A 26,145-nucleotide genomic window follows, 5' to 3' on the forward strand; every position below is an offset into this window, starting at 1 on the left:
CGCAGCTTCGGCCGGGCCCTGCGGTAAAGTACGCGCCATGAACGAATTCGAGCGCGTGCGCGCCTACCTCACCGACCTGCAGGACCGCATCTGTGCGGCGATCGAGGCCGTCGATGGCCAGGCCCGCTTCCAGGAAGACCTGTGGCAGCGGGCCGAGGGCGGTGGCGGGCGCACCCGCGTGCTGCGCGACGGCGCGGTGTTCGAGCAGGCCGGCATCGGCTTCTCCGACGTGGCCGGCAGCCGCCTGCCGCCATCGGCCTCGGCCAACCGCCCGGAACTGGCCGGCGCCTCCTGGCGCGCCACCGGCGTGTCGCTGGTGTTCCACCCGCTCAATCCCTACGTGCCGACCACCCATGCCAACGTGCGCTTCTTCCAGGCGCAGCGCGACGGCGAAGTGGTGGCCAGCTGGTTCGGCGGCGGCTTCGACCTGACCCCGTTCTATCCGTTCGACGAGGACGTGCAGCATTGGCACCGGGTCGCACGCGACCTGTGCACGCCATTCGGCGAAGAACGCTATGCCGCGCACAAGCGCTGGTGCGACGAGTACTTCTTCCTGCGCCACCGCAATGAAACGCGCGGCGTCGGCGGCCTGTTCTTCGACGACCTGCATGGCGACTTCGAGCGCGATTTCGATTACCTGCGCGCGGTCGGCGATGGTTTCCTCGACGCCTACCTGCCGATCGTGCAGCAGCGCAAGGACACCGCCCATGGCGAGCGCGAACGCGAGTTCCAGCTGTACCGCCGTGGCCGCTACGTGGAATTCAACCTGGTCTACGATCGCGGCACCCTGTTCGGGCTGCAGAGCGGTGGCCGCAGCGAAAGCATCCTGATGAGCCTGCCGCCGCGGGTGCGTTGGGAGTACGGTTTCAGCCCGGAGGCCGGCAGCGCCGAGGCGCGCCTGGCCGACTACCTGGTGCCGCGCGACTGGCTCTGATCTTCCGGCGCCACGCCTGACGCGTGGCGCCTTCCCCGCCTGCGGTGCGCCCCGCACCGGACAGGCCCTGCCCCACTTCTTTCAAGGATGACCCCATGCCCGCTGCTGTTTCCCTTCGTCCCCGCGCTGCGGGCTGGCGCTCCCTGCTGTTGCTTGCATTGGCCTCGGCCAGCCTGCCGGCCGCTGCGCAGTCGATGGCCTGCGGCACCTACAAGGACAGCAGCGGCAACACCACGCTGACCCTCGAGAGCGAAGGCCACGGCTTCCTGTCCGGCCCCTACCAGGCGACAGAGGAGCTGCGCATCGCCCGCCAGGAGGACGTGCTGGGTACCGGCAACCTGTCCACGGGCCAGCTGGAAAATTGGTACTTCTCGGACAACGACCGCACGATCAGCACGGCCTATCGCGAGTTCACCCGTGAGCACGCCGCCGCCTGCAAGACGATGCCGGAGCCCATCGAAGACGGTTGCGTGATGAACACCTCCGAGTGCCTGGAGGCGCTGCCGGAGGCCGCACCCGTGAAACTGCACGCCTGGTGTGCCGAGGGCGTGGGCGCAGCCTGCATGCGGTTGCTGGAGACCTACCAGCAGCGGGCCAAGGACGCAGTCCCCGCGCCTGCACGAGCCGAGCCGCCGAAACCGGAGATCTGCAAGGAGGATTCCGCATCCTTCAACGCCGAGGGCTGCCGGGCGATCGCCGAGGTGATCGGGCTGGAGATGATCGGCAAGTCCCTGCTCGGGCTGCAGCATGCGGTCGACCCTGCGTTGCCGTCGGCGCAGCTCGATGAGCTGGCCGCATTGTGCCGGCAGCAGCACGGCGAGACCTTCTGCGCCGACGTTGCCGAGGTGCTGTGGAGTGGTGGACGCCTTTCACAGGCCCACGAAGCACTGCAGCTGTCGTGCGCGCAGCGCGCGGACGGCGTGGCCTGCGGCCGCGCCAAGGCACTTGCCAGCCTGGCCACCGCACCGGCCGCTGCACTGGCCCCGGTGCCGGCCACCGCACTGCCCTGTGGCAGCTTTGAAGCCGAATACGGCGTGCTCTCGCAGCTGCGCTTCCTTGATGGCGGCCTGGTTGAGGCCGAGGGTCGCGACCAGCGCATGCGCGCGCGCCTGCAGGACGGCCGTATCTTCATCCGTCGCGATGTCGGCAGCGACTTCGTTCTGCAGCTGCTGCAGAACGGCAACCTGGCCAGCATCGATAGCGGCGACCGTTTTGCCTATTACGAGCGCAAGCCGACCACAGGCAGCGCCAGCTGCAAGCCGCCTGTGGCCTTCGTGGAAATTCCGCTGCCGCTGGATTGCCCGACCCTGGCACGCAAGGACGGCGCAAAGGCCTGCTGCACCGATGGCAAGCTGCTCGGCTGCAAGGTGGCCGGCGAAGCGCTGTTCGAGTCCGAAAAATGGGCCGCGTCGCTGCCCTACTTCGAGACGCTGTGCGGCGCGGGCGTGCGCGAAGGGTGCCTGGCATTGGCAGCGGTGTATTCGCACACCGCAGACCCGAAGATCCCGCAAGCCATGGCTGCGATCTGCGCGAAGGATGGCAAAGGCACGCACGTGGCCTGTGATGTGGACGCCACCCGCAACTGGCCGGCACTGAAGGCCGAAGCCGCGCCCTGAGGCTCATGCACCTGTAGAGCCGAGCCCATGCTCGGCTCCGGACGCAAGGCAGCCGAGCATGGGCCCGGCTCTACAAGGTCAGGTGCTCTTCCTCGGAATGATGGTGATGTGCCCGTTGATTTCCAGCAGGGCCAGCTCGACATCCTCCACGCCCAGACAGCCCTGCTGGCGCATGGCGGCCTCGAAATCCGCACGGGTGACCTGCTCGCGGCGCAGAACGGCATCGAACAGGCGCCCATCACGCGCGATCACCACCGGTTCTCCTTCAACCAGGCGCTCGACCCGCCGGCTGCGGGTGCTCACCCAGCCCACCCCGTAGTTGAGCAGGATCAGGGTGGCCGCCAGCAGCAGGCCGCCGCCCAGCGAGGTGTCGGTGCCCAGCAGCGCGTTCTGCACCGCATTGCCCAGCAGCACCACCAGCAGCACGTCGAACGGGGTGATCTGCCCCAGCGGGCGCTTGCCGCTGAGCCGGACCATGCCCAGCACCACGACATAGACCACCACCGCGCGCAGGATGAACTCCCACCACGGCATTGCCAGTGCGAACAGGTCGGGCATGGTCTTCCCCTGCGGAGCGGTGGCCCAGCGTGGCGCAGGCCATGGCGTCTGGCAACGGCGCAAATAAAAAGCCCCGCTGACCAGGGGGAGGTCAACGGGGCCGGGGAACGGGCACTTGGGGAGGAGTCCCCGTTCCGAGATCTGCTCCAGGGGATGGGAGAGATCCACAACAGGCGTTGCGCCTGTCGAGAGTTATAGAAGCACTCCGAACACTAACGGTTCGTGAAGGGGCCCAATTTAATGAACCTCGATCAGGGCAACATTCATGATCGAGTCAGAAACCTCTGACGAATGAACGAATTCACGTCGTTTTCGGCCTGAAACACCCTCAGTGTGCTTCGTCCCAGTTCTTGCCGATGCCGGTATCGACCACCAGCGGCACTCGCAGTTTGGCCGCTTGCGACATGCGCTCCACCACCTGCAAACGCAAGTCTTCAACGAAACTGCTTTCGGTTTCGAACACCAGTTCATCATGCACCTGCAGGATCATCCGTGCCGGTGCGCCGCTGTCGCGCAGCCACTGGTCCACGTCCACCATCGCGCGCTTGATGATGTCGGCGGCGGTGCCCTGCATCGGCGCGTTGATCGCAGCACGCTCGGCGCCGGCGCGCAGGCCCTGGTTACGTGCATGAATGTCGTTCAGGTACAGGCGGCGGCCGAACAGGGTCTCTACATAGCCCTGGTCGCGGGCCTGCTGGCGCATCCGCTCCATGAAGTCGCGCACGCCCGGGTAGCGGCTGAAGTACAGCGCCACGTAGTCCTGCGCCTGGCCGCGGTCGATGCCCAGGTTGCGGGCCAGGCCGAAGGCGCTCATGCCGTACATCAAGCCGAAGTTGATCGCCTTGGCAGCGCGGCGCTCGTTCGGGGTCACCTCTTCCAGCGTACGCCCGAACACCTCGGCGGCGGTGGCACGGTGCACGTCGGCGCCCTGCTCGAAGGCACGCACCAGGCCCGGGTCCTCGGACAGGTGGGCCATGATCCGCAGCTCGATCTGCGAGTAGTCGGCGGCCAGCAGCTGGAAGCCCTCCGGGGCGATGAACGCGCGGCGGATGCGGCGGCCATCTTCGGTGCGGATCGGGATGTTCTGCAGGTTGGGGTCCGACGAGGACAGGCGGCCGGTGGCGGCGCCGGACTGGTGGTAGCTGGTATGCACGCGGCCGGTGTCCGGGTTGACCATCTCCGGCAGCTTGTCGGTGTAGGTGCTGCGCAGCTTGGCCAGCCCGCGGTACTCCAGGATCACGCGCGGCAGCTCGTGCTGGTCGGCAATCGCCTCCAGTGCCTCTTCATTGGTGCTGGGCTGGCCCTTCGGGGTCTTCACCACCGCCGGCAGCTTCAGCTCGTCGAACAGCACCGCCTGCAGCTGCTTGGGCGAATCCAGGTTGAAGCTGCGCCCAGCCAGTTCGGTGGCCTTCTGCTGCGCCGCCAGCATGCGCGAGGACAGGTCCTGGCTCTGCCGGCGCAGTTCGTCGGTGTCGACCCGCACGCCGTTGGCTTCGATGCTGGTCAGCACCGGCACCAGCGGCATCTCGATGTCGCGGTACACGCTGTCCAGTGCCGGTTCGGCCAGCAGCTGCGGCTGCAGCGCGCGGTGCAGGCGCAAGGTGATGTCGGCGTCCTCGGCCGCATAGCGGCTGGCTTCGTCGATGCCCACCTGCGAGAACGGAATCTGCTTGGCGCCCTTGCCGGCCACGTCCTCGAACTTGATGGTGCTGTAGCCCAGGTAACGCAGGGCCAGCGAATCCATGTCGTGGCGGGTGGCGGTGGAATTGAGCACGAAGCTCTCGAGCATGGTGTCGTCGTGGTAGCCCTGCACGTCCACGCCGTGACGGCGCAGCACGTGCAGGTCGTACTTGCCGTGCTGGCCCAGCTTCTTCTTCGCCGGGTCCTGCAGCATCGGGCGCAGCGCATCCAGCACCTGCTGCATCGGCAGCTGGGCCGGCGCCCCCGGGTAATCGTGGCCGACCGGAATGTAGGCGGCCTTGCCCGGCTCGACCGCCAGACTGACGCCGACCAGGCGCGCACGCATCGCGTCCAGCGCATCGGTTTCGGTATCGAAACTGATCAGGTCAGCCTGCTGCAGGCGCTCGACCCAGGCCTGCAGCTGCTCGGCGGTCAGCACGGTCTCGTATTCACCTGGCGCGGCCAGCGCCGGATCCAGCGTGCCCGCTGCCGGTGCCTCGGCGCTGCCGCGGGCAAAGCCTGCTGCCGTACCGCGCAGGCTCGGCGTTGCTTCGCTGGCGGCCGTCGGCGCCGGCAGCGGTGCACCCAGCTCCTTCAGCGCCTGGGTGAAGCCGTAGCGCGCATACAGCTCGGTCAACTCCGGCACGTCCTGCTCGCGCAGGGCCAGCATGGTCGGGCTGGCGTCCAGCTCCACGTCGGTGCGGATGGTCACCAGCTCGCGGTTCAGCGGCAGCCGCTCCAGCGCCGCCCGCAGGTTCTCGCCGATCTTGCCCTTCATGGTCGGCGCGGCCGCCATCACCCCATCCAGGTGCTGATACTCGGCCAGCCACTTGGCGGCGGTCTTCGGCCCGCACTTCTCTACACCCGGCACGTTGTCGACGGTATCGCCCATCAGCGCCAGCAGGTCGATGATCTGGTCGGCGCGCACGCCGAACTTCTCCATCACCGCCGCGTCCGAATCCATGCGGCTGCCGGTCATGGTGTTGACCAGCTCGATGCCCGGGCGCACCAGCTGGGCGAAGTCCTTGTCGCCGGTGGAGATGGTCACCTTCAGGTCCTGCGCCACGCCCTGCAGGGCCAGCGTGCCGATCACATCGTCGGCTTCCACGCCGGGGATGCGCAGGATGCTGATGCCCAGCGCCTCGACGATGCGGCACATCGGCTCGACCTGGCTGCGCAGCTCATCGGGCATCGGCGGGCGGTTGGCCTTGTACTGGTCGTACAGGTCATCGCGGAAGGTCTTGCCGGGCGCATCGACCACGAACGCCACGTAGGCTGGGCGCTCCTTCAGTGTCGAGCGCAGCATGTTGACCACGCCGAACAGCGCACCGGTGGGTTCGCCCTGTGCATTGGACAGGGGCGGCAGCGCGTGGAACGCGCGGTACAGGTAACTGGACCCGTCGATCAGGACTAATCTGCTCATGGGTCGATTCTACGCGCCCGTGCCTGCATCGCGGCGACACGGCAGGCGCCCGGCGATGGGGCATAATCAAGGCTCTTTCCAGGCAAAGGCCCCCGCCGATGAAGACCCTGATGCTGGCTTCCCTGCTCCTGCTCGCTGGCTGCGCCAGCATGGGTGGTGCGGGCGCTCCCCCGGTGGACGTCAAGGGCGCGGATGTATCCAAGCGCACCATGGACAACGGCGATGTCATCGAGGAATACCGCGTGTCCGGCCAGCTGCGCATGGTCAAGGTGACCCCGTCGCGCGGTGCCCCGTTCTACATGTACGACAAGAACGGCGACGGCCGTTTCGACAACGACAAGGATGGCGTGTCGCCGGTGTACTGGAAGCTGTACAGCTGGTGATGTGACCGGGGACGGATCCCTGCGATCCAGTAGATCCACGCCATGCGTGGATTCACCCCCGGCCCCCACAAAAAACAACGCCGGCGCGCATCCTGCGGCCGGCGTCGGGTCCCCTCCCCGGGAACGCTTGAATCAGCGGATGACCAGCACCGGCAACGTGCTGCGTGCCAGCACCTCGGCAGTCTGGCTGCCCAGCAGCACGCGGGTCACGCCACGGCGGCCATGCGAGGTCATCACGATCAAATCACTGTTGCGCTCGCCCGCCGTCTCGATGATGCCGTCGGCCGCGTAGCGGTCCAGCACATGCACCGGGTTGGCGGTAATGCCCTGCTCGGCGGCCTTGGCCAGCGCCGGCTGCAGCACCTTCTGCGCGCCTTCCTCGCGGTCAGCCTTGTACTCCGGGCTGTTCATGTAGCCCACGCTCCAGCCCATGGCGTCGTACATGCCGACGGCCCACGGCTCGGACACAGTCACAATATCGACCTCGGCATTGAGGTCCTTGGCCAGCTCCAGGCCCTTGGCCAGGCCCTTGTCGGCCAGCTCGGACCCGTCGGTGGCAATCAGGATGCGCTTGTACATGGTGGGGCTCCGTGGCGATCTGCCAGATGGGAACGACACCATTACACACCGGATGTGCAGGCTGCGCCTTGAGCAGGATCAATCCGGCGCCGCGCAGCGGCGTGTGCGCACCGTCCGCTTGCGTACCCGATCACTGCGGCGCAAGCTGGGTAGGCGGTGCCGCGCCGCCTTGGGAGAACCCGCATGCAGGACGGCAAACCGACATCACGCTCCCCGCTCAAGGTCATCCTGTGCAGCCTCATCGCCGCCTTCGTGCTGTTCTGCGGCGGTTATTACCTGGGCAAAGATCTTGCCCAGCGCGACAACGCCCGGCAGTCGGCCGGCCGATAGCCGGCTTCTGTAGAGCCGAGCCCATGCTCGGCTGCTACTGGCGGGAAAAGCAGCCGAGCATGGGTTCGGCTCTACATCAGGCCCGCCCTCAGGCGATCTGCACCACGCGTGCGTTCTGGCACAGCGGATAGCTGGCCACGAATTCGGCAATCGCATCACGCATCGCCTCGAACGATTCGCCATACATGTACAGCGCGGTTTCGGTCGGGCCCTGCCACCAGCTGCAGATCTCGCCCAGGCCGTCGATGTTCTCCGACAGTTGTTCGAATACGTGGTTGGAATCGCACTGTTCGTAGACTTCGTCTGGCAGGTTCAGGCCATCCAGATAGATGCCCAGGCCCTCGGTCACGCCGAAGCTGCGGTCGGCCTCGCCCGCGCCGTGGATCTTCGAGCCCTTCGGTGCACCCAACTGCTCCAGCAGGTCGATCAGCTTCGGCACGCCACTCGCATCGACCAGCGCCACTTCGATGTCGCCGTATTCGACCTCACCCAGATCGGACATCGCAGTGCCGCCGCCCGTCAGCTCGCCCACTTGGGCCGCCTGCAGCAACGCGTCAAGCGGATCCTCGAACAGCTCGTGGCGATGCTCCGGCTGCAGCCGGGCGTTCAACTTCACGGTGACGTGCAGCGTGGGTTCGGTCATGGGGGCGTTCCTGGAAGAAGTGCCGCCTATTGTAGAGCCAGGCCCATGCTCGGCTGCTTTTCGCGCCAGAAGCAGCCGAGCATGGGCTCGGCTCTACAACAGCCCGTCAGCGCAGGAACGGCGTCACCTTGCGCTTCAGCAACTCCACCAGCACCGGGGCCATGTACTCGTAGTCATCGGGAATATCCAGGCAGATCACCCGCTTGCCGTTCATCCACGCCTTGTAGCGGCTGGACAGCCGGTTGCGGTGGGCGCGTTCCATCACGAACACCAGGTCGGCCCACTGCAGCAGCTCGGGGCTGAGCACTTCCTCGGCGTCGGCCAGCAGCCCGGCCGAGGCGGTCTCGATGCCCGGCCAATCGGCGAATACCTGCTCGGCCGTCGGGCTGCGCAGGCGGTTCTGGCTGCAGAGGAAGAGCACGTTGCGGGTCATGCGTACTCACCTTGGTAGAGCCGAGCGATGCTCGGCTGGTTTTCTCCGCCAAAAGCAGCCGAGCATGGCTCGGCTCTACAGGAGTTCCCGCCCCTCGACGGTGATCAGATCACCGTCAGACTCGCATACGCCATCACCAGCCACTTGCTGCCGGCGTCGGCGAACTCGACCTGCACGCGGGCGTGGGCGCCGTTGCCTTCGTAGTCGGTCACCATGCCTTCGCCGAACTTGGGATGGGTGACCAGCGCGCCGAGCTTGATCGGCGGTGCTTCGATCGAGGCATGGCCCATCACCCGGCTGGCGCCCATCGAGGCCGGCCGCGAGACCTGCACCTTCGGGCGCACTTCGTGCAGCAGCTCGCGCGGAATCTCGCGCAGGAAGCGCGAGGGCAGGCTGTAGTTGTCCTGGCCGTGGATGCGACGCGATTCGGCATAGCTCAGCACCAGCTTCTGGCGCGCGCGGGTGATGCCGACGTAGGCCAGGCGGCGCTCTTCCTCCAGCCGCCCGCTTTCTTCCAGCGAACGTGCGCTGGGGAACAGGCCGTCTTCCATGCCCGCCAGGAACACCAGCGGGAATTCCAGGCCCTTGGCCGAATGCAGGGTCATCAACTGCACACCGTCCTCGCCGGCCTGCGCCTGGCCTTCACCGGCCTCCAGCGCGGCGTAGGCCAGGAACGCGACCAGCTCGTCCATGTCCTCGCCCACTTCCTCGATGTCGTCGGCGCGGCGCACGAAGCGCGAGGCCACCGAGACCAGTTCGTCGAGGTTGTCGGTGCGCGATTCCGAGTCCAGCGCGTTGCGGCTTTCCTTGCTCCAGTGCTCGCGCAGCTGCGAGCGGGCCAGCACGTGGTCCACGCGCTCGGCCAGGGTCATGTGCACGGTCTGGGCCTGCAGCTCGTTGACCAGCCCCAGGAAGCCGGCCAGTGCATTGCGCGCACGTGCGGCCAGCGCGCTGCCCTGGGTGACCAGCATCGTCGCTTCCCACAACGAAATGCCCTGCGCACGCGCCTCGCGGCGCACTTCGTCCAGCGTGCGGTCGCCGATGCCCCGGGTGGGCGTGTTGACCGCGCGCTCGAAGGCGGCGTCATCGTTGCGGTTGGACAGCAGGCGCAGGTAGGCCAGTGCATCCTTGATTTCGGCACGCTCGAAGAAGCGCATGCCGCCATACACCCGGTACGGTACCTGTTCACTCAGCAGCGCTTCTTCCAGCGCGCGCGACTGCGCGTTGCTGCGGTAGAGCACGGCCACTTCAGTGTAGCTGCCACCGTCGCGCACCCACTGACGGGCGCGCTCGACGATGTAGCGTGCCTCGTCCATCTCGTTGTACGCGGCATACAGATCGATCGGCTCGCCGTCGCCGCTGTCGGTCCACAGCTGCTTGCCGATGCGATCTGGGTTGTGCGCGATCACCGCGTTGGCGGCGCCGAGGATGTTGGCGGTGGAGCGGTAGTTCTGCTCCAAGCGGATGGTCTGCGCACCCGGGAAGTCGCGCAGGAAGCCCTGCACGTTCTCGACCTTGGCGCCGCGCCAGCCGTAGATGGCCTGGTCATCGTCACCGACCACGAACACGTGGCCGGAATCGCCGGCCAGCACGCGCACGAAGGCGTACTGGATGGCGTTGGTGTCCTGGAACTCGTCCACCAGGATCTCGCGGAAGCGGGCGCGGTAATGCGACAGCAGCGCCGGGTTGTCGCGCAGCAGTTCGTGCGCGCGCAGCAGCAGCTCGGCGAAGTCGACCAGGCCGGCGCGGTCGCAGCGCGCCTGGTACTCGATGTAGGCCTGGCGCATGGTTTCCAGCCACGCATCGTGCGGTTCGGGCTGGATGTGCTGCGGGCGGCGACCTTCGTCCTTCTGCGCGTTGATCCACCACGCGATCTGCTTGGCCGGGTACTTGCCGTCGTCCAGTTCCAGCGCCTGCACCACGCGCTTGACCAGCCGCAGCTGGTCGTCCGAATCCATCACCTGGAAGCCTTCAGGCAGCTTCGCGTCCTGCCAGTGCAGGCGCAGCAGGCGGTTGGCCAGGCCGTGGAAGGTGCCGATCCACATGCCGCGGCTGCCATGGGGCAGCTGGGCGTCGATGCGGTGGCGCATCTCGCCGGCCGCCTTGTTGGTGAAAGTCACCGCGAAAATGCCGTGGGTCGGCACGCCATTGACTTCATGCAGCCAGGCGATGCGGTGGGTGAGTACGCGGGTCTTGCCGGAACCGGCACCGGCCAGCACCAGGTGGTGGCCGGGAGGAGCGGAGACGGCTTCGCGCTGGGCCGGGTTCAGGCCATCAAGCAGGTGGGAGACATCCATGCCCCCCATTTTACGGCATCGCCGTCGCGGCTCCTGCGACCACCTGGGTGGCCAGTGCCTGGGCCTGCTGACGCAGTTCAGGCACCGCCAGGCTTTCCCACAGGCTGCCGATGCGCAGGCTGCCGAGCACACCCAGCCGTGCCTGCGGCTGGCCACCGGCAGCACGCAGGCGGTCGCCCGGCACGGTGCTGTCCAGGCCCAGCCCATGCGGGCCGGGGCGTGCCAGGCCCTCGGCCTGCAGCTGCTGCAGCAACGGATTGCGCAGCGCACTGGCACGGGTCTCCACACCGGTGGCGTTGATCACCCCGCCAATCATCGTCCACTGCTGTTCATTGCCGGTGGCATCGCGGCCAGACAACCGCAGGGCATCGCCTTCGCGGCAGACGCGCTGCAGGCGCGACCGATGGATGCGCAGTTGGCCACTGTCCTGCAGAGACTGCAGCTGCGCATCCACCTCTTCGGCGATGCGGTGGCGATGTACGTCCCAGTAGCGCACCACATGGCGCAGGAAGCGGCGCTGGTCGGCCTCGTCGAGGCTGCACCACAGCGCCTGCCCGTGCGGACGGATGCGGTCCATCACGCCCTGCCACGGCAGGCCATCGGCCTGCGCTTGGCGGGCGAAGCCACGCAGCGCACGCAGGCGCTGGCGCAGGTTCATCGGCAGCAGCGTGGCCGGGTCGAACGTGGGCAGGCCGCCGTGTGCGTGCGGCAGCGGCAGCAGGCCGTGACGCGAGATCACATGCAGCGGGCCGGTGTGACCGGCAGCAACCAGCGCCAGCACGGTGTCGGCCATGCTCAGGCCGGAGCCGACAATGGCCACGGCCTGTTCGCCGGCCAGGGTACGCACACCGTCGTAGTCCCAGGCCTCGATCACATCATCGGCAGGCAGCGCGTCGGCACCGGCCACGGGCAACGGGCGCATGCTGTTGCCGGTGGCCAGCACCGCCTGCGCAGCATGCAGCGTGCTGCCATCGCCGAGTGTCAGCTGGTAGCCATGGTCATCCGGCTGCAGGCCCAGTACCGGCTGCGCGATCACCTGCAGCTGTGCGGGGCTGGCGGCCACGGCCTCCTGCAGGCGCTGCTGCAGGTAGGCAGCAAAGTAATGGCGACACACGTAACGCTCGCCCAGCACCTCGCGCGCCTCGCCCGGGTAGGCGTTGGCGGCCATCAGGTAATCGAGGAAATCGCCGGGATGGTCGGCAAACGCGCTCATCTTGGCCGCCGGCACGTTCAGCAGATGCTCCGGCCACGGCGTGGCATAGGCGATGCCCTGGGCCAGCTGCGAGGCGGGTTCGAAGATGGCCAGCGCCAGCGGCGCGTGGGCCTGGCGCAGTACCTGGATCGCCACCAGCACCCCCGCCGCACCACCACCGATGATCGCCAGGTCCAGTTCGCCATTACGCGGTGAATCAGTCATGCACCGATTGTAGGCCATCGGCGATGACAGGCCGGATTGCCGAAGCGGGCGGTTACCGCCGCCTCACATCAACGCATCGGCCAAGCGTGCGATGCCCTCGCGGCTGCGCCGCCAGGCAGGACGCTTGCGCCATTGCTGCAGATCCAGCTGCCGCGATTCACGCAGGTAGCCGTCCTCGATCCCGCACAACTGCTTCACCAGCGCGTGGTCGTAGCAGATCAGGCCGATCTCGGCATTCAGCGCGAACGAACGGATATCCATGTTGATCGAGCCGAGTACGGCGATGTCCTCGTCCACGCTCATGTGCTTGGCGTGCAGGAACTGCGGTTCGTACAGCGCGATGCGCACGCCACAGCGCAGCAGCTCGTCGTAGTAGGCCTCCTGCGCCCACGAGGTCAGCCGCTGGTTGTTGCTGGCCGACAGGATCAGCTGCACCTGCACGCCGGACAATGCGGCGATACGCAGCGCGCTCAACGTGGCCTCGTCGGGCACGAAATACGGGGTCACCATCACCAGCCGGCGCCGCGCCAGATGAATCAGCGCCGCAACCGCATCGCGCGCGTTGCTGTACGGGTAGGCCGGGCCGCTGGGCAGCAGCTGGGTGGCGATGTCGTCGCCGCATTCGGGAACATCGGTGATCACATCCAGGCGCTGGCCGGTTTCCATGTACCAGTCGCTGGCGAACACCGCTTCCAGATGCGCGACCGCCGGGCCGCGCACGCGCGCCACCAGCTCGCGGTTCGGGTGGCCGGGCACGAACTGCGGGCCGGCCAGATTCTGCGAACCGACATAGGCCACTTCGTTGTCGATCACCGCGATCTTGCGGTGGTTGCGCAGGTCCATGCGGCCGCTGCGGCGCCAGCGCAGGCCACCGGGCAGCATCGCACGCACTTCGATATCGCGAGCTTCCAGGCGTTTGCGATAGGCGCGCAGGCCACGCTTGGCACCCACCGCGTCGAGCAGCACACGGCACTGCACGCCCCGTGCAGCCGCACGCTGCAGTGCCTCGACGATAGCCTCGCCCACCGCGTCGTCGAACATCAGGTAGTACAGCAGGTGCACCCGGTCTTCGGCCTGGTCGATGTCGGCGATCAGCGTGTGCAGCGATTCGTCGTAGTCGGTCAGCAGATCGACGGCGTTGCCGTGCACCGGCATGAAATCGCCCTGGCGCTGCACCAGCGGCACGATCTCGGCGCTTGCGGTATCCGGCTGCGGGGTCCAGCGCAGGCGGTGCTGCAGCGCCTGTTCCTCGCGGATGACCTGCGAGGCCTCGGCCTGGCGGCGGATGCGTTCGCGTGACAGCCACGGGTGGCCAAACAGCAGATACAGCGGCAGGCCCAGCAGCGGCACGAAGCCGACCAGCAGCAGCCAGCTGCGCGCCGCACCCGGCGTGGTGCGGGTGGGAATCCAGCACAGCGCGACCAGCCGGATCAGCCAGTCGATCAGCAGCAGATACGAACCCAGCAGCCACTCGAACAGCATCGTGTCGCCCGTCGGGAGGTGATGGACCATTCTGCCCAGCAGGGTGAGTGGAGTCGAGCCGCGCTCGACTGCTTTGAACCAGCGTGTTGACCCAGGTCGACACCTACCAGGCGCGGGGATAGTGCGCCGGCCAAGGTTGGCGGCCGCCGGGTATGGGAACAGCGTGCCGACCAACGGTCGGCACCCACCATGGGAACACCGGGCGTGGATACCGGGCATGAAAAAACCCGCCACAAGGGCGGGTTTCTTCGCGGGGATCAGCAATCCTTGCGGATTACTTGATCTTGCCTTCCTTGTACAGGACGTGCTTGCGCACGACCGGATCGTACTTCAGGAATTCCATCTTCCCCGGGGTGTTCTTCTTGTTCTTGTCGGTCGTGTAGAAGTGGCCGGTACCGGCCGAGGAAATCATACGGACCTTATCGCGCTTGCCTGCCATGATGCTTTACTCCTCAGACCTTTTCGCCGCGCGCACGCAGCTCAGCCAGAACGGAATCAATGCCGTTCTTGTCGATGGTGCGCAGTGCATGCGCGGAAACACGAAGCTTGACCCAGCGGTTCTCGCTGGCCACCCAGAAACGGCGCTCGTGCAGATTCGGCAGGAAACGACGACGGGTCTTGTTGTTGGCGTGCGAGACGTTGTTACCCGTCTGCACTCGCTTGCCGGAAACCTGGCATACGCGGGACATTGCGCACCTCGATAGTAGTAGTTGTCAGCCCGTAGCCCGGGAGACGGCGGCCTCGATGGTTGCCCACCACACGTCAAGAGAATCAAAGGGTTACGCTGGCGTTGGGCGGCCGGGGACGTGCTCCCGGGGGCGCCGCCCGGTAGAAAACCGGACACAGCGAGCCGCGCATTATGCACGGGTTCAAGCACTTGCGCAAGTTACCCACAGGCCGGGGCTGAACACGACGGCCCCCTGTAGAGCCGGACCGGCTTAACGCAGGTGAGGAATCACCTGGGCCAGCAGATGGGCGTCCTTCAGTGCGCCATGCAGGCCACGCGTCCCTGGAATGCGCAGGCGCTGCAGCACATCGTCCAGCTTGTTTCCCTGCCCGGGCCAGCGCCCGCGCGCCAGCTTCAGGCTGCAGGTGATGCGGCAGTGCTGGGCCAGCGTGGCGGGAATGCCGGCCAGGCGCAGCTCGTTGTCGAGGAAACCCACATCGAAGGTGGCGTTGTGCGCGACCATCTCGCTGCCGCGCAGGAAGTCCAGCAGTTCGGCGGCCTTGCTGGAGAACAGCGGCTTTCCCACCAGCATTGCATCGCTGATGCCGTGCACGCGCTGCGCGCCCCAATCGACCCTGCGCTGCGGTTGCAGGTAGGTGTGGAACTGGCGCCCGGTGAGCTGGCCTTCGATCAGTTCGACGGCACCGATCTCGATCACGCGATGACCCAGGCGGTGGGAGATGCCGGTGGTTTCGGTGTCCAGTGCGACGATGCGATTCATGCGTGAGGCTGTTTTCTGTTGCGTGCTGTGGTGATTTTCGCACGCCCCGTGTGTGTCACCCCAGCGCCTCCACCACCCAATCGATGAACACCCGCAGCCGCTGGCTCATGTGCCGGGTCGGCGGGAACATCACGTGCATCGGCATCGGCGGCAGCTGCCAGTCCTGCAGCACCGGCAGCAGTTCGCCACGCGCCACATGCGGCTCGGCCATGTAGCTGGGCAGCGCCACCACGCCCAGGCCCGCCAGCGCTGCGGCCAGATAGGCGTTGCCGTCATCGAAGCCGACCGTATAGCGGCCCTGCACCTCAACGCGTTCATCGCCGCGCTGCGCGCTGAACACCCGCGCCCGGCCACTGCGCGGGCTGAGGAAGCCGACCATGTGGTGATCGGGCCCTTCCAGCGCGCGTGGGTCTGTCGGCAGGCCGAAGCGCTGCACATAGCCGGGGCTGGCGTGGAAACCGATCGGCAGCGCCGCCAGCGGCCGCGCCACCAGCGCTGGGTCGGCCGGGGTGCCACCACGGATCACGCAATCGACGTTGTCGGCGATGACATCGACCTCGCGGTCGCTGACGCCGATATCCAGCTGGATCTCCGGGTAGCGCGCCTGGAAATCCGGCAGCGCCGGTACCAGCTGCAACCGCGCGTAGGGCCCGGGCACATCCACGCGCAGACGCCCGCGCGGCTGGGTAGCTGCGTCGCCCAGCCCGCCTTCCACCTCTTCCAGTTCGGCCAGCAGGCGGGCGATGCGCGGGTAATAGGCCGCGCCATCGGCGGTGACGCTGACCCGGCGCGTAGTGCGGTTGAGCAGGCGCAGCCGCAGGTGCGCCTCCAGTTGCTGCACCAGCTGGGTCACCGTGGTGCGGCTGATCTGCAGGGTGTGCGCCGCGCGGGTGAAGCTGCCGGTTTCCACTACCCGGGCAAACGCCCGCATCGCCTCGAAACGGTCCATGGCCGGCCGTTATTGTTTGGGATTGGCAATCAATCTAGCCCGATCATCGCGGTTTATCCAGACAGCACTGGCGCGGAGGATGGCGTTCTCTCCCACGGGATCTTCCCCATGTCACAGCGTGATGTCGTTTTCCCCGCCGGGCGCCAGGCCCTGTACCAGCGCAACCGCTATTCGCCGGCGATCCGGTCCGATGGCTTCCTGTTCGTTTCCGGCCAGGTCGGCAGCCGCGAGGACGGTTCGCCCGAGCCGGACTTCGAGACGCAGGTGCGCCGCGCCTTCGAGAATCTCAATGCGGTGTTGGCTGCTGCGGGCTGCACGTTCGATGACGTGATCGACGTGACCGTGTTCCTGGTCGATCCGGAAACCAACTTCGAGAAGGCCTGGGCGATCGTGCCCGAGTACTGGGGCGAGGCGCCGCACCCGACCCTGACCGGTATCGGCGTGACCTGGCTGTATGGGTTCCAGTTCGAGATCAAGGTGATCGCGAAGCTGCCGTGACCGAGCCCATGCTCAGCTGGTCGTGCGAAAGCAGCCGAGCGTAGGCTCGGCTCTACAGACCCGCAGCCCGGTGTCCGACCCCACGGGCCGAAAAGCGTGCCGGCCAAGGTCTGCACCCGCCAGGGCAGAAGGCCCCAGGCCGCCCACCTGAACGGGAGATTCCGACGTATTCCCGAAGCGGCCATTGATATTGTATCCGGCGAAAACCGCTTGCTAGCCTCCCCTTCATGCGCTGGATCACCCGCCACCTCCGTTCGACCCTGCTGATGCTGCTGATGGCGGCATTCGTGGTCGTGCCGGTGGCCGATGCCCTGGCGTGCACGGTGGAACCGCACGCCAGCACGGTGCATGTGGAATCCGCACCGGATGCCGATGGCGATACCGACGGCAAGCATGTCGGTGCCTGTGGCCACAACCACTGCCACCACTCCAACCTGAGCCTGCCGGCGCACACGATCGCCGCCTTCGGGGCGCCACTGCCGGCGCGCTGGATGAGTGCGGGCGATGCGGCGACCTATGCGGTCGCCCAGGATGAATTGACGCGTCCACCCCGGGCGTGAGTTGAGCGCGTCCCGCGATTGCGGGCTCCCGTTTCACTCACAACCGGAATCCCCCTATGTCGATCCTGACACCTCGGTCGCCGCGTGCGGCCGGGCTGGTCGTCGCCGTGTTGCTGGGCCTGGCCCCGGCGGCATCGGTGATGGCGCAAGCCGCCCCCTCCTACGACACCCTGCTTGAACGCCTGGACCAGCTGCCCGGCACTCGTGTGGGCACGGCACTGGCCGAGGCCGCCGATGCGCGCGCCGACCAGGCCCGTGCGCTACCCAATCCCTCCCTTTCCTGGTCGGCCGAAAACGCCTGGGGCTCCGGCACCTACCGCGGCATGGGCAAGGCCGACACCGTACTCACCCTGTCCCAGCCGCTGGAGGTCTGGGGCCAGCGTGGCGCGCGCGTTCGTGCCGCCCGTGCCGAGGCCCAGGCGGCCAACCTGCGTGGCGCGCAGAGTCGCAGCGACGTGGCCAGCCAGCTGGCGGTGGTCTATGCACAGGCGGAAAGTGCACTGCGCCGCTACACCCTGGCCGAGGAAGCACTGTCACTGACCCGCGATGACGCCAACGCCGTCAACGCCATGGTCAAGCAGGGCCGCGAACCACAGCTGCGCGCGGTGCAAGCGCAGAGCGAAGTAGCCAATGCCATGGCGTCGCTGGATGAAGCACAGGCGTTCCGCGATGCCGCGCTGGCCCGCCTGGCCGGCACCGCGCTGCTGGATGCGCCGGTGCAGTCGATCGACAACAGCCTGCTCGACCGCGCACCGCCGCTGCCGCGCGGTGCCACCGATACCGCACTGGCAGTGCGCATTGCCGAAGCCGAAGCCGATGCGGCGGGCAAGCTGGTCGACGTGGAGCGCAAGCGCGCCCTGCCCGACCTCAGCGTCACCGCCGCACAGACCCGCTTCCGCGAAGGCGGCGAGCGTGCCTACAACCTCGGGCTCAGCCTCAGCATCCCGCTGTTCGACCGTAACCGCGGTGGCATCCGCGCCGCCAATGCCGACCAGCGCGCGGCCGAGGCACGCCTGGACCAGCAGCGCCGCGACAGCGAGGCCGCACGCCTGTCCGCCGTGGCCGGGCTGAAGGCGGCCGGCAGCCGCACCCGTGCCGCCGATGAAAGCGTGGTCGCCGCCGAAGAGGCCTACCGCCTTGCACGCATCGGCTTCGACGCCGGACGCATCTCGCAGCTGGAACTGCGCAGCACGCGCAGCGCCCTCATCGCCGCCCGCGGCGCCGCCGTGGATGCGCGCCTGTCGCGCGTCGGCGCGGAAATCGATCTTGCCCGCCTTGAAGGGCGCGCACCTTTTGTGGAGGCCCCATGACTCTCTCCCGTACCTTCCCGCTGATCGGCGGCGTGCTGCTGACCGTGCTGCTGGCCGGCTGCGCAGGCAACGCGCAGACACCTGCAAATGAAGACCCCGCCGCGGCCAAGGCGGGCACCGACGATGGCCATGGCCACGCGACCGACAGCAAGGAAGCCAAGGCGGAAGCCGCCAAGGCGCCGGCTGACGCCGATGAAGGCGTGGTGCCGCTGACCCCGGAGCAGATCAAGGCGTCCGGTATCGAGGTGGTCGCCATCGGCCGCGGTGGCGGTGGCTCGACGCGCCTGTCCGGCCGCGTCGAGCCGTCGGTGGGCGCACGTGCCTCGGTGGCGTCGACCGTGACCGGCCGCGTCGAACGCGTGCTGGTCGCACCGGGCACCGCAGTGAAGCAGAACCAGGCCTTGGCCATCGTGGTCAGTGGCGAAGCGGCGGTGTTCCGCGCCAATGCGCTGGCCGCCTCGGCCGAAGCCGAGGCTGCGCGCCTGGCCTATGGCCGCGACAAGGCGCTGGTCGACCAGGGCGTGGTCGCGCGCCAGGAAATGGAAGCCTCGCGCGCACGCTCGCTCGCGGCACAGGCCCAGGCCGCCGCCGCGCAAGCGCAGGCCGCCGCCAACGGTGCGCCCGATGCCAGTGGCCGCGTGCGCATCACCAGCCCGGTGGCCGGCATCGTCGGCAACGTGCAGGTCACCCCGGGTGGTGTGGTCGCTGCCGGCAGCGCAGTCGCCGATGTCGCCGACCCGTCGATGAACGAGCTGGTGTTCACCGCACCGCCGGCGCTGGCCGCGCAGGTCACGCCGGGCATGAAGCTGGAAGTGAGTGTGCCGGGGGGCAGCTTCACCGCCACCGTCACCGGCTCGGCCGCCGATGTCCGCCAGCAGGGCGGCGTCGCGGTGATCCGCGCCACGCCGGTGGATGCGTCGCTGCCGCCGGCCGGTTCGCCGGTGTCGGCCGTGGTGGTCACCGAAGGTCAGGACGGCTCGCTCAGCGTGCCCGCCGATGCGGTGCAGAACGTCGATGGCAGCAGTGTGGTGTTCGTCGCCGTCGAAGGCGGCTTCAAGGCGCAGCCGGTACTGGCCGGGCGTCGCGCCGGCGACCGTATCGAGATCCTCGGGGGCCTGACCGGCAACGAACGCATCGTCGGTGCCAACGCCTTCCTGCTCAAGGCCGAACTGGCCAAGGGCGAAGCCGAGCACGGCCACTGAGGAGGCGACCATGTTCAAGCTGATCATTGAAACAGCGGTGCGCCACCGCTGGCTGGTGGTGTTCATGGCCGCGCTGATCGCTGCGGTGGGCCTGTTCCAGCTGGGCAAGCTGCCGATCGACGCGGTGCCGGACATCACCAACCGCCAGGTGCAGATCAACACGGTGGCGCCGGCGCTGACCCCGGAGCAGATCGAGCGGCAGGTGACCTACCCGCTGGAAACCGCGCTGGCCGGCATTCCCGGCCTGACCACCACGCGTTCGCTGTCGCGCAATGGCTTCTCGCAGGTCACCGCGATCTTCACCGATGCCACGGACATCTACTTCGCCCGCCAGCAGGTAGCCGAGCGCATGCGCAAAGCGTCGGAAGACCTGCCCGATGGTGCATCACCGATGCTGTCGCCGGTCACCACCGGCCTCGGTGAAGTGCTGATGTGGACGGTGGACTTCACCACGTTCGACCCAGCCAAGCTGGCCAAGCCCGGTGAAGCCGGCTGGCAGGCCGGTGAGGTCTACCGCACACCGGAAGGCAACCTGCTGCGCACGCCGGAGGAACGCGCGACCTACCTGCGCACCGTGCAGGACTGGATCATCGCGCCGCAGATGCGTTCCAGTCCGGGGCTGGCCGGCGTCGATACGGTTGGCGGCTACGTCAAGGAGTACGGCGTGCATCCGGACAGCGCCAAGCTGGCCGCGCACGGCCTCGGCCTGGCCGACCTGGTCACTGCCCTGCAGCGTTCCAACGTGCAGGCCGGTGCCGGTTTCGTGCAGCGTGCCGGCGAGGGCCTGGTGGTACGTGCCGACGGCCTGGCGCTGACCACCGACGACCTGGCGCAGGCGCCGGTGGCCACCCGCAATGGCGTGGTGGTGCGCGTGGCCGATGTGGCTGACGTCGACCTGAGCCGCGCGCCGCGCCTGGGTGCGGCCAGCCGCAATGGCCATGAAGCCGTGCTGGGTACCGCGCTGATGATCGCCGGTGGCAACAGCCGCACCGTGGCGCAGGCAGCTGCGGCGCGCCTGGAACAGGTGAACAAATCGCTGCCGGCCGACATCGTGGCGGCACCGGTGCTGGACCGCAGCGTGCTGGTCAATTCCACCATCAAGACCGTGGCCAGGAACCTCACCGAGGGCGCACTGCTGGTGGTGGTGGTGCTGTTCCTGCTGCTGGGCAACCTGCGTGCGGCGACGATCACCGCGCTGGTGATCCCGCTGTCGTTCCTGTTCGCAGTGATCGGCATGAACCGCTTCGGCATCAGCGGCAACCTGATGAGCCTGGGTGCGCTGGACTTCGGCATCCTGGTGGATGGCGCGGTGATCGTGGTCGAGTCGACCCTGCTGATGCTGGGCCAGCGCCGCGCCGAACTGGGCCGTGCGCTGACCGCGATGGAACGCCTGCGCGTGGCCGCCGATTCGGCGCTGAGGATGGCGCGCCCGGCGGCGTTCGGCCAGCTGATCATCCTGCTGGTGTTCGCGCCGATCCTCACCCTGGAAGGCGTGGAGGGCAAGACGTTCCACCCGATGGCGGCGACCTTCATGCTGGCCCTGGTCGGTGCCTTCCTCTTCTCTTTCACCTTCGTGCCGGCGATGGCCGCACTGCTGGTGCGCGAGCCGAAGCTGAAGGACGGCGAGACACACAGCGATGATGGCGAGCACGAAACCAAGCTGATCCGTGTACTGCGTGCGCGCATCGAGCCGGTGATCCGCAAGGCCGTGGCGCATCCGCGCACGGTGGTGGCCGGCGCGGTGATGATGGTGGTGGTGGGCATCGGCGCGTTCTCGCTGCTGGGCCGTGAGTTCATGCCGACGCTGGACGAAGGCAACGTGGCGATGCAGGCCCTGCGCGTGCCATCGACGTCGCTGGAGCAGTCACTGGCCATGCAACTGGCGTTGGAGAAGGTGATTGCCAAGCAGCCGGAAGTGGAGACGGTGTTCTCGCGTACCGGTACCGCCGAGGCGGCGATCGATCCGATGCCGACCAATATCTCCGACAGCGTGATCGTGCTGAAGCCGCGCAAGGACTGGCCCGATCCGAAGCTGGACAAGGAAGCCCTGGTGGCGCGCTTCGAGAAACTGGCCGGGCAGCAGCTGGGCAACAGCTTCGAGTTCAGCCAGCCAATCGAGCTGCGCTTCAACGAGCTGATTTCCGGCGTGCGTACCGACCTGGCCGTAATGATCTTCGGCGATGACTTCAGCCAGCTGCAGAAGGTGGCCGACCAGGTGGCGTTGAAGCTGCGTGCGGTGAACGGCGCGGCCGACGTGCGGGTGGAACAGATCTCCGGCCTGCCTACGCTCAACGTAGCGATCGACCACGTGGCGGCGGCGCAGTACGGGCTGACCGCCGCGGACGTGAGTGATGCGCTGTCCACCGGCATTGGCGGCACTGCGGCCGGCAAGATCTTCGAAGGTGATCGCCGCTTCAACGTGGTGGTGCGCCTGGACGATGCCTCGCGCAACGATCCGGACCAGCTCGCGTCACTGCCGATCGCCACGCCGTCAGGGCTGGTGATTCCGCTGTCGTCGGTGGCGCGCATCACGGTGAGCGAAGGGCCGAACCAGATCAGCCGCAACAATGGCAGCCGCCGCGTGGTGGTGCAGGCCAATGTGCGTGGCCGCGACCTGGGCGGCTTCGTCGGCGAGGCACAGGCCGCAGTGGCCGACGTGGCACTGCCGCCGGGTGCCTACCTGACCTGGGGCGGTCAGTTCGAGAACCTGCAGCGCGCGGAGAAGCGGCTGGCGACGGTGGTACCGGTGGTGTTCCTGCTGATCGGCAGTCTGCTGTTCATGGCGCTGCGCAGCGGCAAGGAAGCCATTCTGGTGTTCAGCTGCGTGCCGTTGGCGCTGGTCGGCGGCATCCTCGCGCTGCTGCTGCGTGGCATGCCGTTCTCGGTATCGGCGGCGGTTGGCTTCATCGCCGTCTCCGGCGTGGCGACCTTGAACGGCCTGGTGTTGATGCAGGCGATCCGCGAACGCCTGGATGCCGGCGACCTGCCGCTGCAGGCGGCGATCAACGGTGCCTCCAGCCGCATCCGCGCGGTGTTGACCACGGCGCTGGTGGCGATCGTCGGCTTCATTCCGATGGCGATTGCCAGTGGTTCCGGCGCGGAGGTGCAGAAGCCGCTGGCGACGGTGGTGATCGGTGGCCTGATCACCGCCACCGTGCTGACCCTGCTGGTGCTGCCGACGTTTGCCGCGCGCGTGGCCAAGCCGCGGGCGGTGGGGTGAGGTGAGAGGGGGGCGGAGCCCCGCCCTTCGGGCGGGGCTCTGACCCGATCGCATCACGCTCGCCGGGCATGGCCCGGCGCTACCACCGCGCATTCTGGTAGCGCCGGGCCATGCCCGGCGACGCGTCGGGTCAGGCCTTCTTGCGTTCGGCGATGTAGGCCTGGATCTGCTGTTCCAGCACCGGCAGCGGCACCGAGCCCTGCTTGAGCAGGGTGTCGTGGAAACCCTTGATGTCGAACTTGTCGCCCAGCTCCTTCTCGGCCTGCGCACGCAGGCGCACGATGGCGATCTCGCCCAACTTGTAGCTCAGCGCCTGGCCCGGCCAGGAAATGTAGCGGTCCACTTCGGTGGTCACTTCATGCTCGCTCAGCGCGGTGTGGTCACGCAGGTAGGCCAACGCCTGCTCGCGGGTCCAGCCCTTGCTGTGCACGCCGGTGTCGATCACCAGGCGCGCAGCACGCCACATCTCGTAGGTCAGACGGCCGAAATCCTCGTACGGGGTTTCATAGATGCCCATTTCCACGCCCAGCTTCTCGCAGTACAGCGCCCAGCCTTCGCCATAGGCGGAGATGTAGGCATTGCGGCGGAACTCGGGCAGGTTCTTCTGCTCGGCGGCGATGGCGCCCTGCAACGCGTGGCCCGGATCGGACTCATGCAGGGTCAGTGCCGGCAGGTTGTACAGCGGGCGCGACGGCAGGTTGTAGGTGTTGAGCCAGTAGGTGCCCATGCCACCGCGGCCGGCGGTCCAGAACGGCGCAATGTCCGGCGGCACCGGCACGATGGTGAAGCGGGCGCGCGGCAGCGTCATGTACTTGCCAAGCTGGCCATCGGCGCGCTTGGAGATCCACGCGGCACGCGACAGCAGCTCTTCCGGCGTCTTGGCGTAGAACCGCGGGTCGGTACGCAGGAAGGTCAGGAATTCGGCGAAGCTGCCCTTGAACTTCACCTGCTTGATGATGTCGTTCATTTCCTTCTGGATGCGTGCGACTTCATCCAGGCCGATGCGGTGGATCTCGTCCGGCGACAGGTTCAGCGTGGTGTATTCGTGGATCTGCTGCTTGTAGTACGCCTTGCCGTCGGGCATCGCTTCGGCGGCCAGGGTGGTGCGCGCCTGCGGCACGTACTCGTTGACGAAGAAGGTGCGCAGCTGCTGGAACGCGGGCACCACCTTGCCACTGATCGCTTCACGCGCCTGCGCCTGCAGCCTGGCCTGTTCGGCCGCCGGAACGGTGTTGGGCAGCTTCTTGAACGGCGCGTACAGCGGCGATTCGGTCGGGTCCTTCAATTCGGCGACGGTGGCGATGGAGACCTCGCGGCCATCGAGCACCGCACGCGGCACGCTGAAGCCGCGCTTCAGGCCGGCGCGCATGTTGTCGGTCTGCTGGCCGAAGTAGCGCGGCACATCGTTCAGCCGTGCGATGTAGTTCTGGTAGTCCTGCACGGTCTTCATCTCGCGCCGGGCCATGAAGGACAGGTTGGACCAGAACGAGGAATCGGCGTTGAACGGCATCTCGTAGCCACGCAGGCGCGTCTCTTCGGCCAGGTTGAACACCTGGTCGTGGTAGATCGCGTAGTTGACCTGGTTGTCGGGCGACAGGGTCTTCGGATCGATCTTCTTCAGCGCGGCGAGGGTCTCGTCCCACACCTTCAGGCGCGCCTGCTGCGCGGCCGGGCCGACGTCGGGCATGCGGGTGGCGTTGGCCGGAGCGTCTTCGTCCTCGCTGGCCTCGCCGCCGCCATCCTGGCGCCACTTCCATTCCTTCTCGTACAGCGCGCGGAAGGCGGCATCGGCGGGCGATTCGGTGGCCACGCTGGCCGGTGCGGCGGTGGCGGGCGGCGCGGCCAGGGCCACGGCAGGGGCGGACAGGGCGATCAGCAGGGCAACGGCAAGACGGGTTTTCACGAGCACAGGTTCCCGGGAAGGCAGACCCCGATCATGGCACCGCTCACCGTCCGTGGCATGGGACGAAGGTCCTGCCTGCGCCGCGGACCGGGGCCCCGGTAGCGGCCAACCTTGGTTGGCCCCATACCCAGCGCCGACCAAGGTCGGCATCTACCGGAGACCTAGTGGCTGGCCCTGTCCCGCTTCCAGCCCCGGTGCTTGATGTCCAGCTGCAGGCTGTACAGCGCGGTGAACGCCGGGAACAGGTTCTGCAGCACGCCCACCGAGTCCTGCTTGGCCGAGAATAGGAAGTAGCTCAGCGTCATCAGGCTGCCGACCACGCTCATGTACCAGAACAGCCGCGGGATCACCGGCTTGCCCGCACGCTTGGACGCGATGAACTGGACCAGCCAGCGGCCACCGAACATCAGCGCGCCGGTATAGCCGATCAGCTTCCAGCCGGTCACATGCAGGCCGGTCCAGTACAGCCAGGTCAGCGGCTGGTCGAGCCAGTGAAGTTCCAGCCCCATCACCGCTCTTCCACCGCAGTGCGCTTGCTGCGGGTGATCAGCCAGGCCACGCCGCGCAGATCACGAATGCCGACCAGCGCGCGGCCCAGATTGTTGTACTTGGACACGCCGGCGGTACGGTGGCGGTGGTTGACCGGCACGCTGGTGGTCTTCCAGCCAGCACGCTGCATCAGCGCCGGCAGGTAGCGGTGCATGTGGTCGAAGTACGGCAGGTCGAGGAACGCGCTGCGCTCGAACAGCTTGATGCCGCAGCCGGTATCGGGCGTATCGTCGCGCAGCATGCGTGCACGGATGGCGTTGGCCCACTTGCTGGCCCAGCGCTTGCTGCCGCTGTCCTGGCGGTTGACACGCCAGCCGGCGAACAGCTTCACCTGCGTCTCGGCGGCATCGCGCGCGGCCAGCAGTTTGGGAATATCGGCCGGATCGTTCTGGCCGTCACCATCGAGGGTGGCGATCCAGGGCGCCCGTGCGTGCTTGACGCCGGTGCGCACGGCGGTGCTCTGCCCGCTCTGGTTCACGTGGTGCAGCACCCGCAGTTCCGGCGTGGTCGCCTTCAGGCCCTGCAGCACCGACAGGGTGTCATCGCGCGAGTGATCGTCGATGTAGACGATCTCGAACGGCAGCCGCCCGCGCAGTGCAGCGGTGATTTCGGCAACCAGCGGGGCGACATTGTCGCGCTCGTTGAATACCGGGACGACAACGGAAAGCTCGGGTTGGCTCATAAGGCACTCGGCCAAAGGGGGACAAAGACCGCGCATTCTCCGAAGCCGA

The 26,145-nt window shown here is 67.5% G+C and carries 24 protein-coding genes; 9 read left to right on the forward strand and 15 right to left on the reverse strand.

All coding sequences use genetic code 11. The annotated features are described in order from the left end of the window. Positions 1 to 37: 37 nt before the first annotated feature. Positions 38 to 934: an oxygen-dependent coproporphyrinogen oxidase gene (gene hemF, locus AC5P6E_RS04455; protein WP_107433471.1), complete on the forward strand. Its 897-nt coding sequence runs from the start codon at positions 38 to 40 to the stop codon at positions 932 to 934. 95 nt (positions 935 to 1,029) lie between these two features. Further along, a complete protein-coding gene (locus AC5P6E_RS04460; RefSeq protein ID WP_019337917.1) occupies positions 1,030 to 2,550 on the forward strand; it encodes a hypothetical protein in 1,521 nt (506 codons plus the stop codon). A gap of 78 nt (positions 2,551 to 2,628) precedes the next feature. Here AC5P6E_RS04460 and AC5P6E_RS04465 read toward each other — a convergent pair whose 3' ends face one another. Both AC5P6E_RS04465 and polA read right to left on the reverse strand, forming a co-directional pair. Continuing rightward, positions 2,629 to 3,108 carry a DUF421 domain-containing protein gene (locus AC5P6E_RS04465; RefSeq protein WP_019337918.1) on the reverse strand — a complete coding sequence of 160 codons (480 nt, stop codon included), beginning with the start codon at positions 3,106 to 3,108 and terminating at the stop codon, positions 2,629 to 2,631. Between the two features lie 328 nt (positions 3,109 to 3,436). Next, entirely contained in the window at positions 3,437 to 6,211 is a 2,775-nt protein-coding gene (polA, locus tag AC5P6E_RS04470) for a DNA polymerase I (protein WP_019337919.1), read from the reverse strand. Positions 6,212 to 6,309: 98 nt separating this feature from the next. Between polA and AC5P6E_RS04475 the strand changes: the two genes are divergently transcribed. Further along, the gene (locus AC5P6E_RS04475; protein ID WP_005411628.1) at positions 6,310 to 6,594 is read left to right on the forward strand and encodes a DUF2782 domain-containing protein; all 285 of its coding nucleotides are present in this window, start codon (positions 6,310 to 6,312) and stop codon (positions 6,592 to 6,594) included. A 132-nt stretch (positions 6,595 to 6,726) separates the two neighbouring features. On the opposite strand, the gene AC5P6E_RS04480 is transcribed toward AC5P6E_RS04475, so the two are convergent. After that, entirely contained in the window at positions 6,727 to 7,173 is a 447-nt protein-coding gene (locus tag AC5P6E_RS04480) for a universal stress protein (protein ID WP_005411629.1), read from the reverse strand. 183 nt (positions 7,174 to 7,356) lie between these two features. On the opposite strand from AC5P6E_RS04480, the gene AC5P6E_RS04485 reads away from it, so the two are divergent. Beyond that, a complete protein-coding gene (locus AC5P6E_RS04485) occupies positions 7,357 to 7,503 on the forward strand; it encodes a hypothetical protein (protein WP_329834278.1) in 147 nt (48 codons plus the stop codon). An 88-nt stretch (positions 7,504 to 7,591) separates the two neighbouring features. Here AC5P6E_RS04485 and AC5P6E_RS04490 read toward each other — a convergent pair whose 3' ends face one another. From AC5P6E_RS04490 to AC5P6E_RS04530, 9 genes are all read right to left on the reverse strand, one after another. Beyond that, on the reverse strand, positions 7,592 to 8,146 hold the full coding sequence (locus tag AC5P6E_RS04490; protein WP_010482356.1) for a hypothetical protein: 555 nt from the start codon (positions 8,144 to 8,146) through the stop codon (positions 7,592 to 7,594). A gap of 106 nt (positions 8,147 to 8,252) precedes the next feature. Next, entirely contained in the window at positions 8,253 to 8,579 is a 327-nt protein-coding gene (locus AC5P6E_RS04495) for a low molecular weight protein tyrosine phosphatase family protein (RefSeq protein WP_010482357.1), read from the reverse strand. Positions 8,580 to 8,683: 104 nt separating this feature from the next. Next, positions 8,684 to 10,876, reverse strand: a complete 2,193-nt coding sequence (gene uvrD / locus AC5P6E_RS04500; RefSeq protein WP_329834276.1) for a DNA helicase II — start codon at positions 10,874 to 10,876, stop codon at positions 8,684 to 8,686. Positions 10,877 to 10,886: 10 nt separating this feature from the next. Next, positions 10,887 to 12,311 carry an FAD/NAD(P)-binding protein gene (locus AC5P6E_RS04505; RefSeq protein ID WP_224328792.1) on the reverse strand — a complete coding sequence of 475 codons (1,425 nt, stop codon included), beginning with the start codon at positions 12,309 to 12,311 and terminating at the stop codon, positions 10,887 to 10,889. A 45-nt stretch (positions 12,312 to 12,356) separates the two neighbouring features. Continuing rightward, positions 12,357 to 13,775, reverse strand: coding sequence for a cardiolipin synthase (cls, locus tag AC5P6E_RS04510; protein WP_010482360.1), 1,419 nt, complete (start codon positions 13,773 to 13,775; stop codon positions 12,357 to 12,359). A 274-nt stretch (positions 13,776 to 14,049) separates the two neighbouring features. After that, positions 14,050 to 14,217 carry a 50S ribosomal protein L33 gene (rpmG, locus tag AC5P6E_RS04515; protein ID WP_169411268.1) on the reverse strand — a complete coding sequence of 56 codons (168 nt, stop codon included), beginning with the start codon at positions 14,215 to 14,217 and terminating at the stop codon, positions 14,050 to 14,052. A 10-nt stretch (positions 14,218 to 14,227) separates the two neighbouring features. After that, on the reverse strand, positions 14,228 to 14,464 hold the full coding sequence (rpmB, locus tag AC5P6E_RS04520) for a 50S ribosomal protein L28 (protein WP_005411638.1): 237 nt from the start codon (positions 14,462 to 14,464) through the stop codon (positions 14,228 to 14,230). A 249-nt stretch (positions 14,465 to 14,713) separates the two neighbouring features. Further along, positions 14,714 to 15,223, reverse strand: a complete 510-nt coding sequence (gene dnaQ / locus AC5P6E_RS04525; RefSeq protein WP_224328793.1) for a DNA polymerase III subunit epsilon — start codon at positions 15,221 to 15,223, stop codon at positions 14,714 to 14,716. Positions 15,224 to 15,278: 55 nt separating this feature from the next. After that, positions 15,279 to 16,172, reverse strand: coding sequence for a LysR family transcriptional regulator (locus tag AC5P6E_RS04530; RefSeq protein WP_019337928.1), 894 nt, complete (start codon positions 16,170 to 16,172; stop codon positions 15,279 to 15,281). Between the two features lie 108 nt (positions 16,173 to 16,280). On the opposite strand from AC5P6E_RS04530, the gene AC5P6E_RS04535 reads away from it, so the two are divergent. From AC5P6E_RS04535 to AC5P6E_RS04555, 5 genes are all read left to right on the forward strand, one after another. Beyond that, positions 16,281 to 16,670: a RidA family protein gene (locus tag AC5P6E_RS04535; RefSeq protein ID WP_049436016.1), complete on the forward strand. Its 390-nt coding sequence runs from the start codon at positions 16,281 to 16,283 to the stop codon at positions 16,668 to 16,670. A 227-nt stretch (positions 16,671 to 16,897) separates the two neighbouring features. Then, positions 16,898 to 17,230, forward strand: coding sequence for a hypothetical protein (locus AC5P6E_RS04540; RefSeq protein WP_019337929.1), 333 nt, complete (start codon positions 16,898 to 16,900; stop codon positions 17,228 to 17,230). Positions 17,231 to 17,286: 56 nt separating this feature from the next. After that, complete coding sequence (locus AC5P6E_RS04545) at positions 17,287 to 18,540, forward strand: TolC family protein (RefSeq protein WP_010482369.1); 1,254 nt, start codon at positions 17,287 to 17,289, stop codon at positions 18,538 to 18,540. Beyond that, on the forward strand, positions 18,537 to 19,742 hold the full coding sequence (locus AC5P6E_RS04550) for an efflux RND transporter periplasmic adaptor subunit (protein WP_049454203.1): 1,206 nt from the start codon (positions 18,537 to 18,539) through the stop codon (positions 19,740 to 19,742). The genes AC5P6E_RS04545 and AC5P6E_RS04550 overlap by 4 nt, the downstream gene beginning before the upstream one ends. Before the next feature lie 10 nt (positions 19,743 to 19,752). Next, positions 19,753 to 22,962 (forward strand): efflux RND transporter permease subunit, encoded by a 3,210-nt coding sequence (locus AC5P6E_RS04555; RefSeq protein WP_495230724.1) that lies wholly within the window; start codon positions 19,753 to 19,755, stop codon positions 22,960 to 22,962. Positions 22,963 to 23,092: 130 nt separating this feature from the next. Here the strand turns inward: AC5P6E_RS04555 and AC5P6E_RS04560 are convergent, their stop codons facing one another. The 3 genes from AC5P6E_RS04560 to AC5P6E_RS04570 form a co-directional block, all read right to left on the reverse strand. Next, complete coding sequence (locus AC5P6E_RS04560; protein WP_495230725.1) at positions 23,093 to 24,865, reverse strand: DUF885 domain-containing protein; 1,773 nt, start codon at positions 24,863 to 24,865, stop codon at positions 23,093 to 23,095. A gap of 161 nt (positions 24,866 to 25,026) precedes the next feature. Beyond that, complete coding sequence (locus AC5P6E_RS04565) at positions 25,027 to 25,374, reverse strand: lipid-A-disaccharide synthase N-terminal domain-containing protein (RefSeq protein ID WP_008267433.1); 348 nt, start codon at positions 25,372 to 25,374, stop codon at positions 25,027 to 25,029. Then, positions 25,374 to 26,096: a glycosyltransferase family 2 protein gene (locus AC5P6E_RS04570; protein WP_043399632.1), complete on the reverse strand. Its 723-nt coding sequence runs from the start codon at positions 26,094 to 26,096 to the stop codon at positions 25,374 to 25,376. The genes AC5P6E_RS04565 and AC5P6E_RS04570 overlap by 1 nt, the downstream gene beginning before the upstream one ends. Positions 26,097 to 26,145 lie beyond the last annotated feature (49 nt).

It is taken from the genome of Stenotrophomonas sp. YJH_SMC_16 (assembly GCF_059367875.1).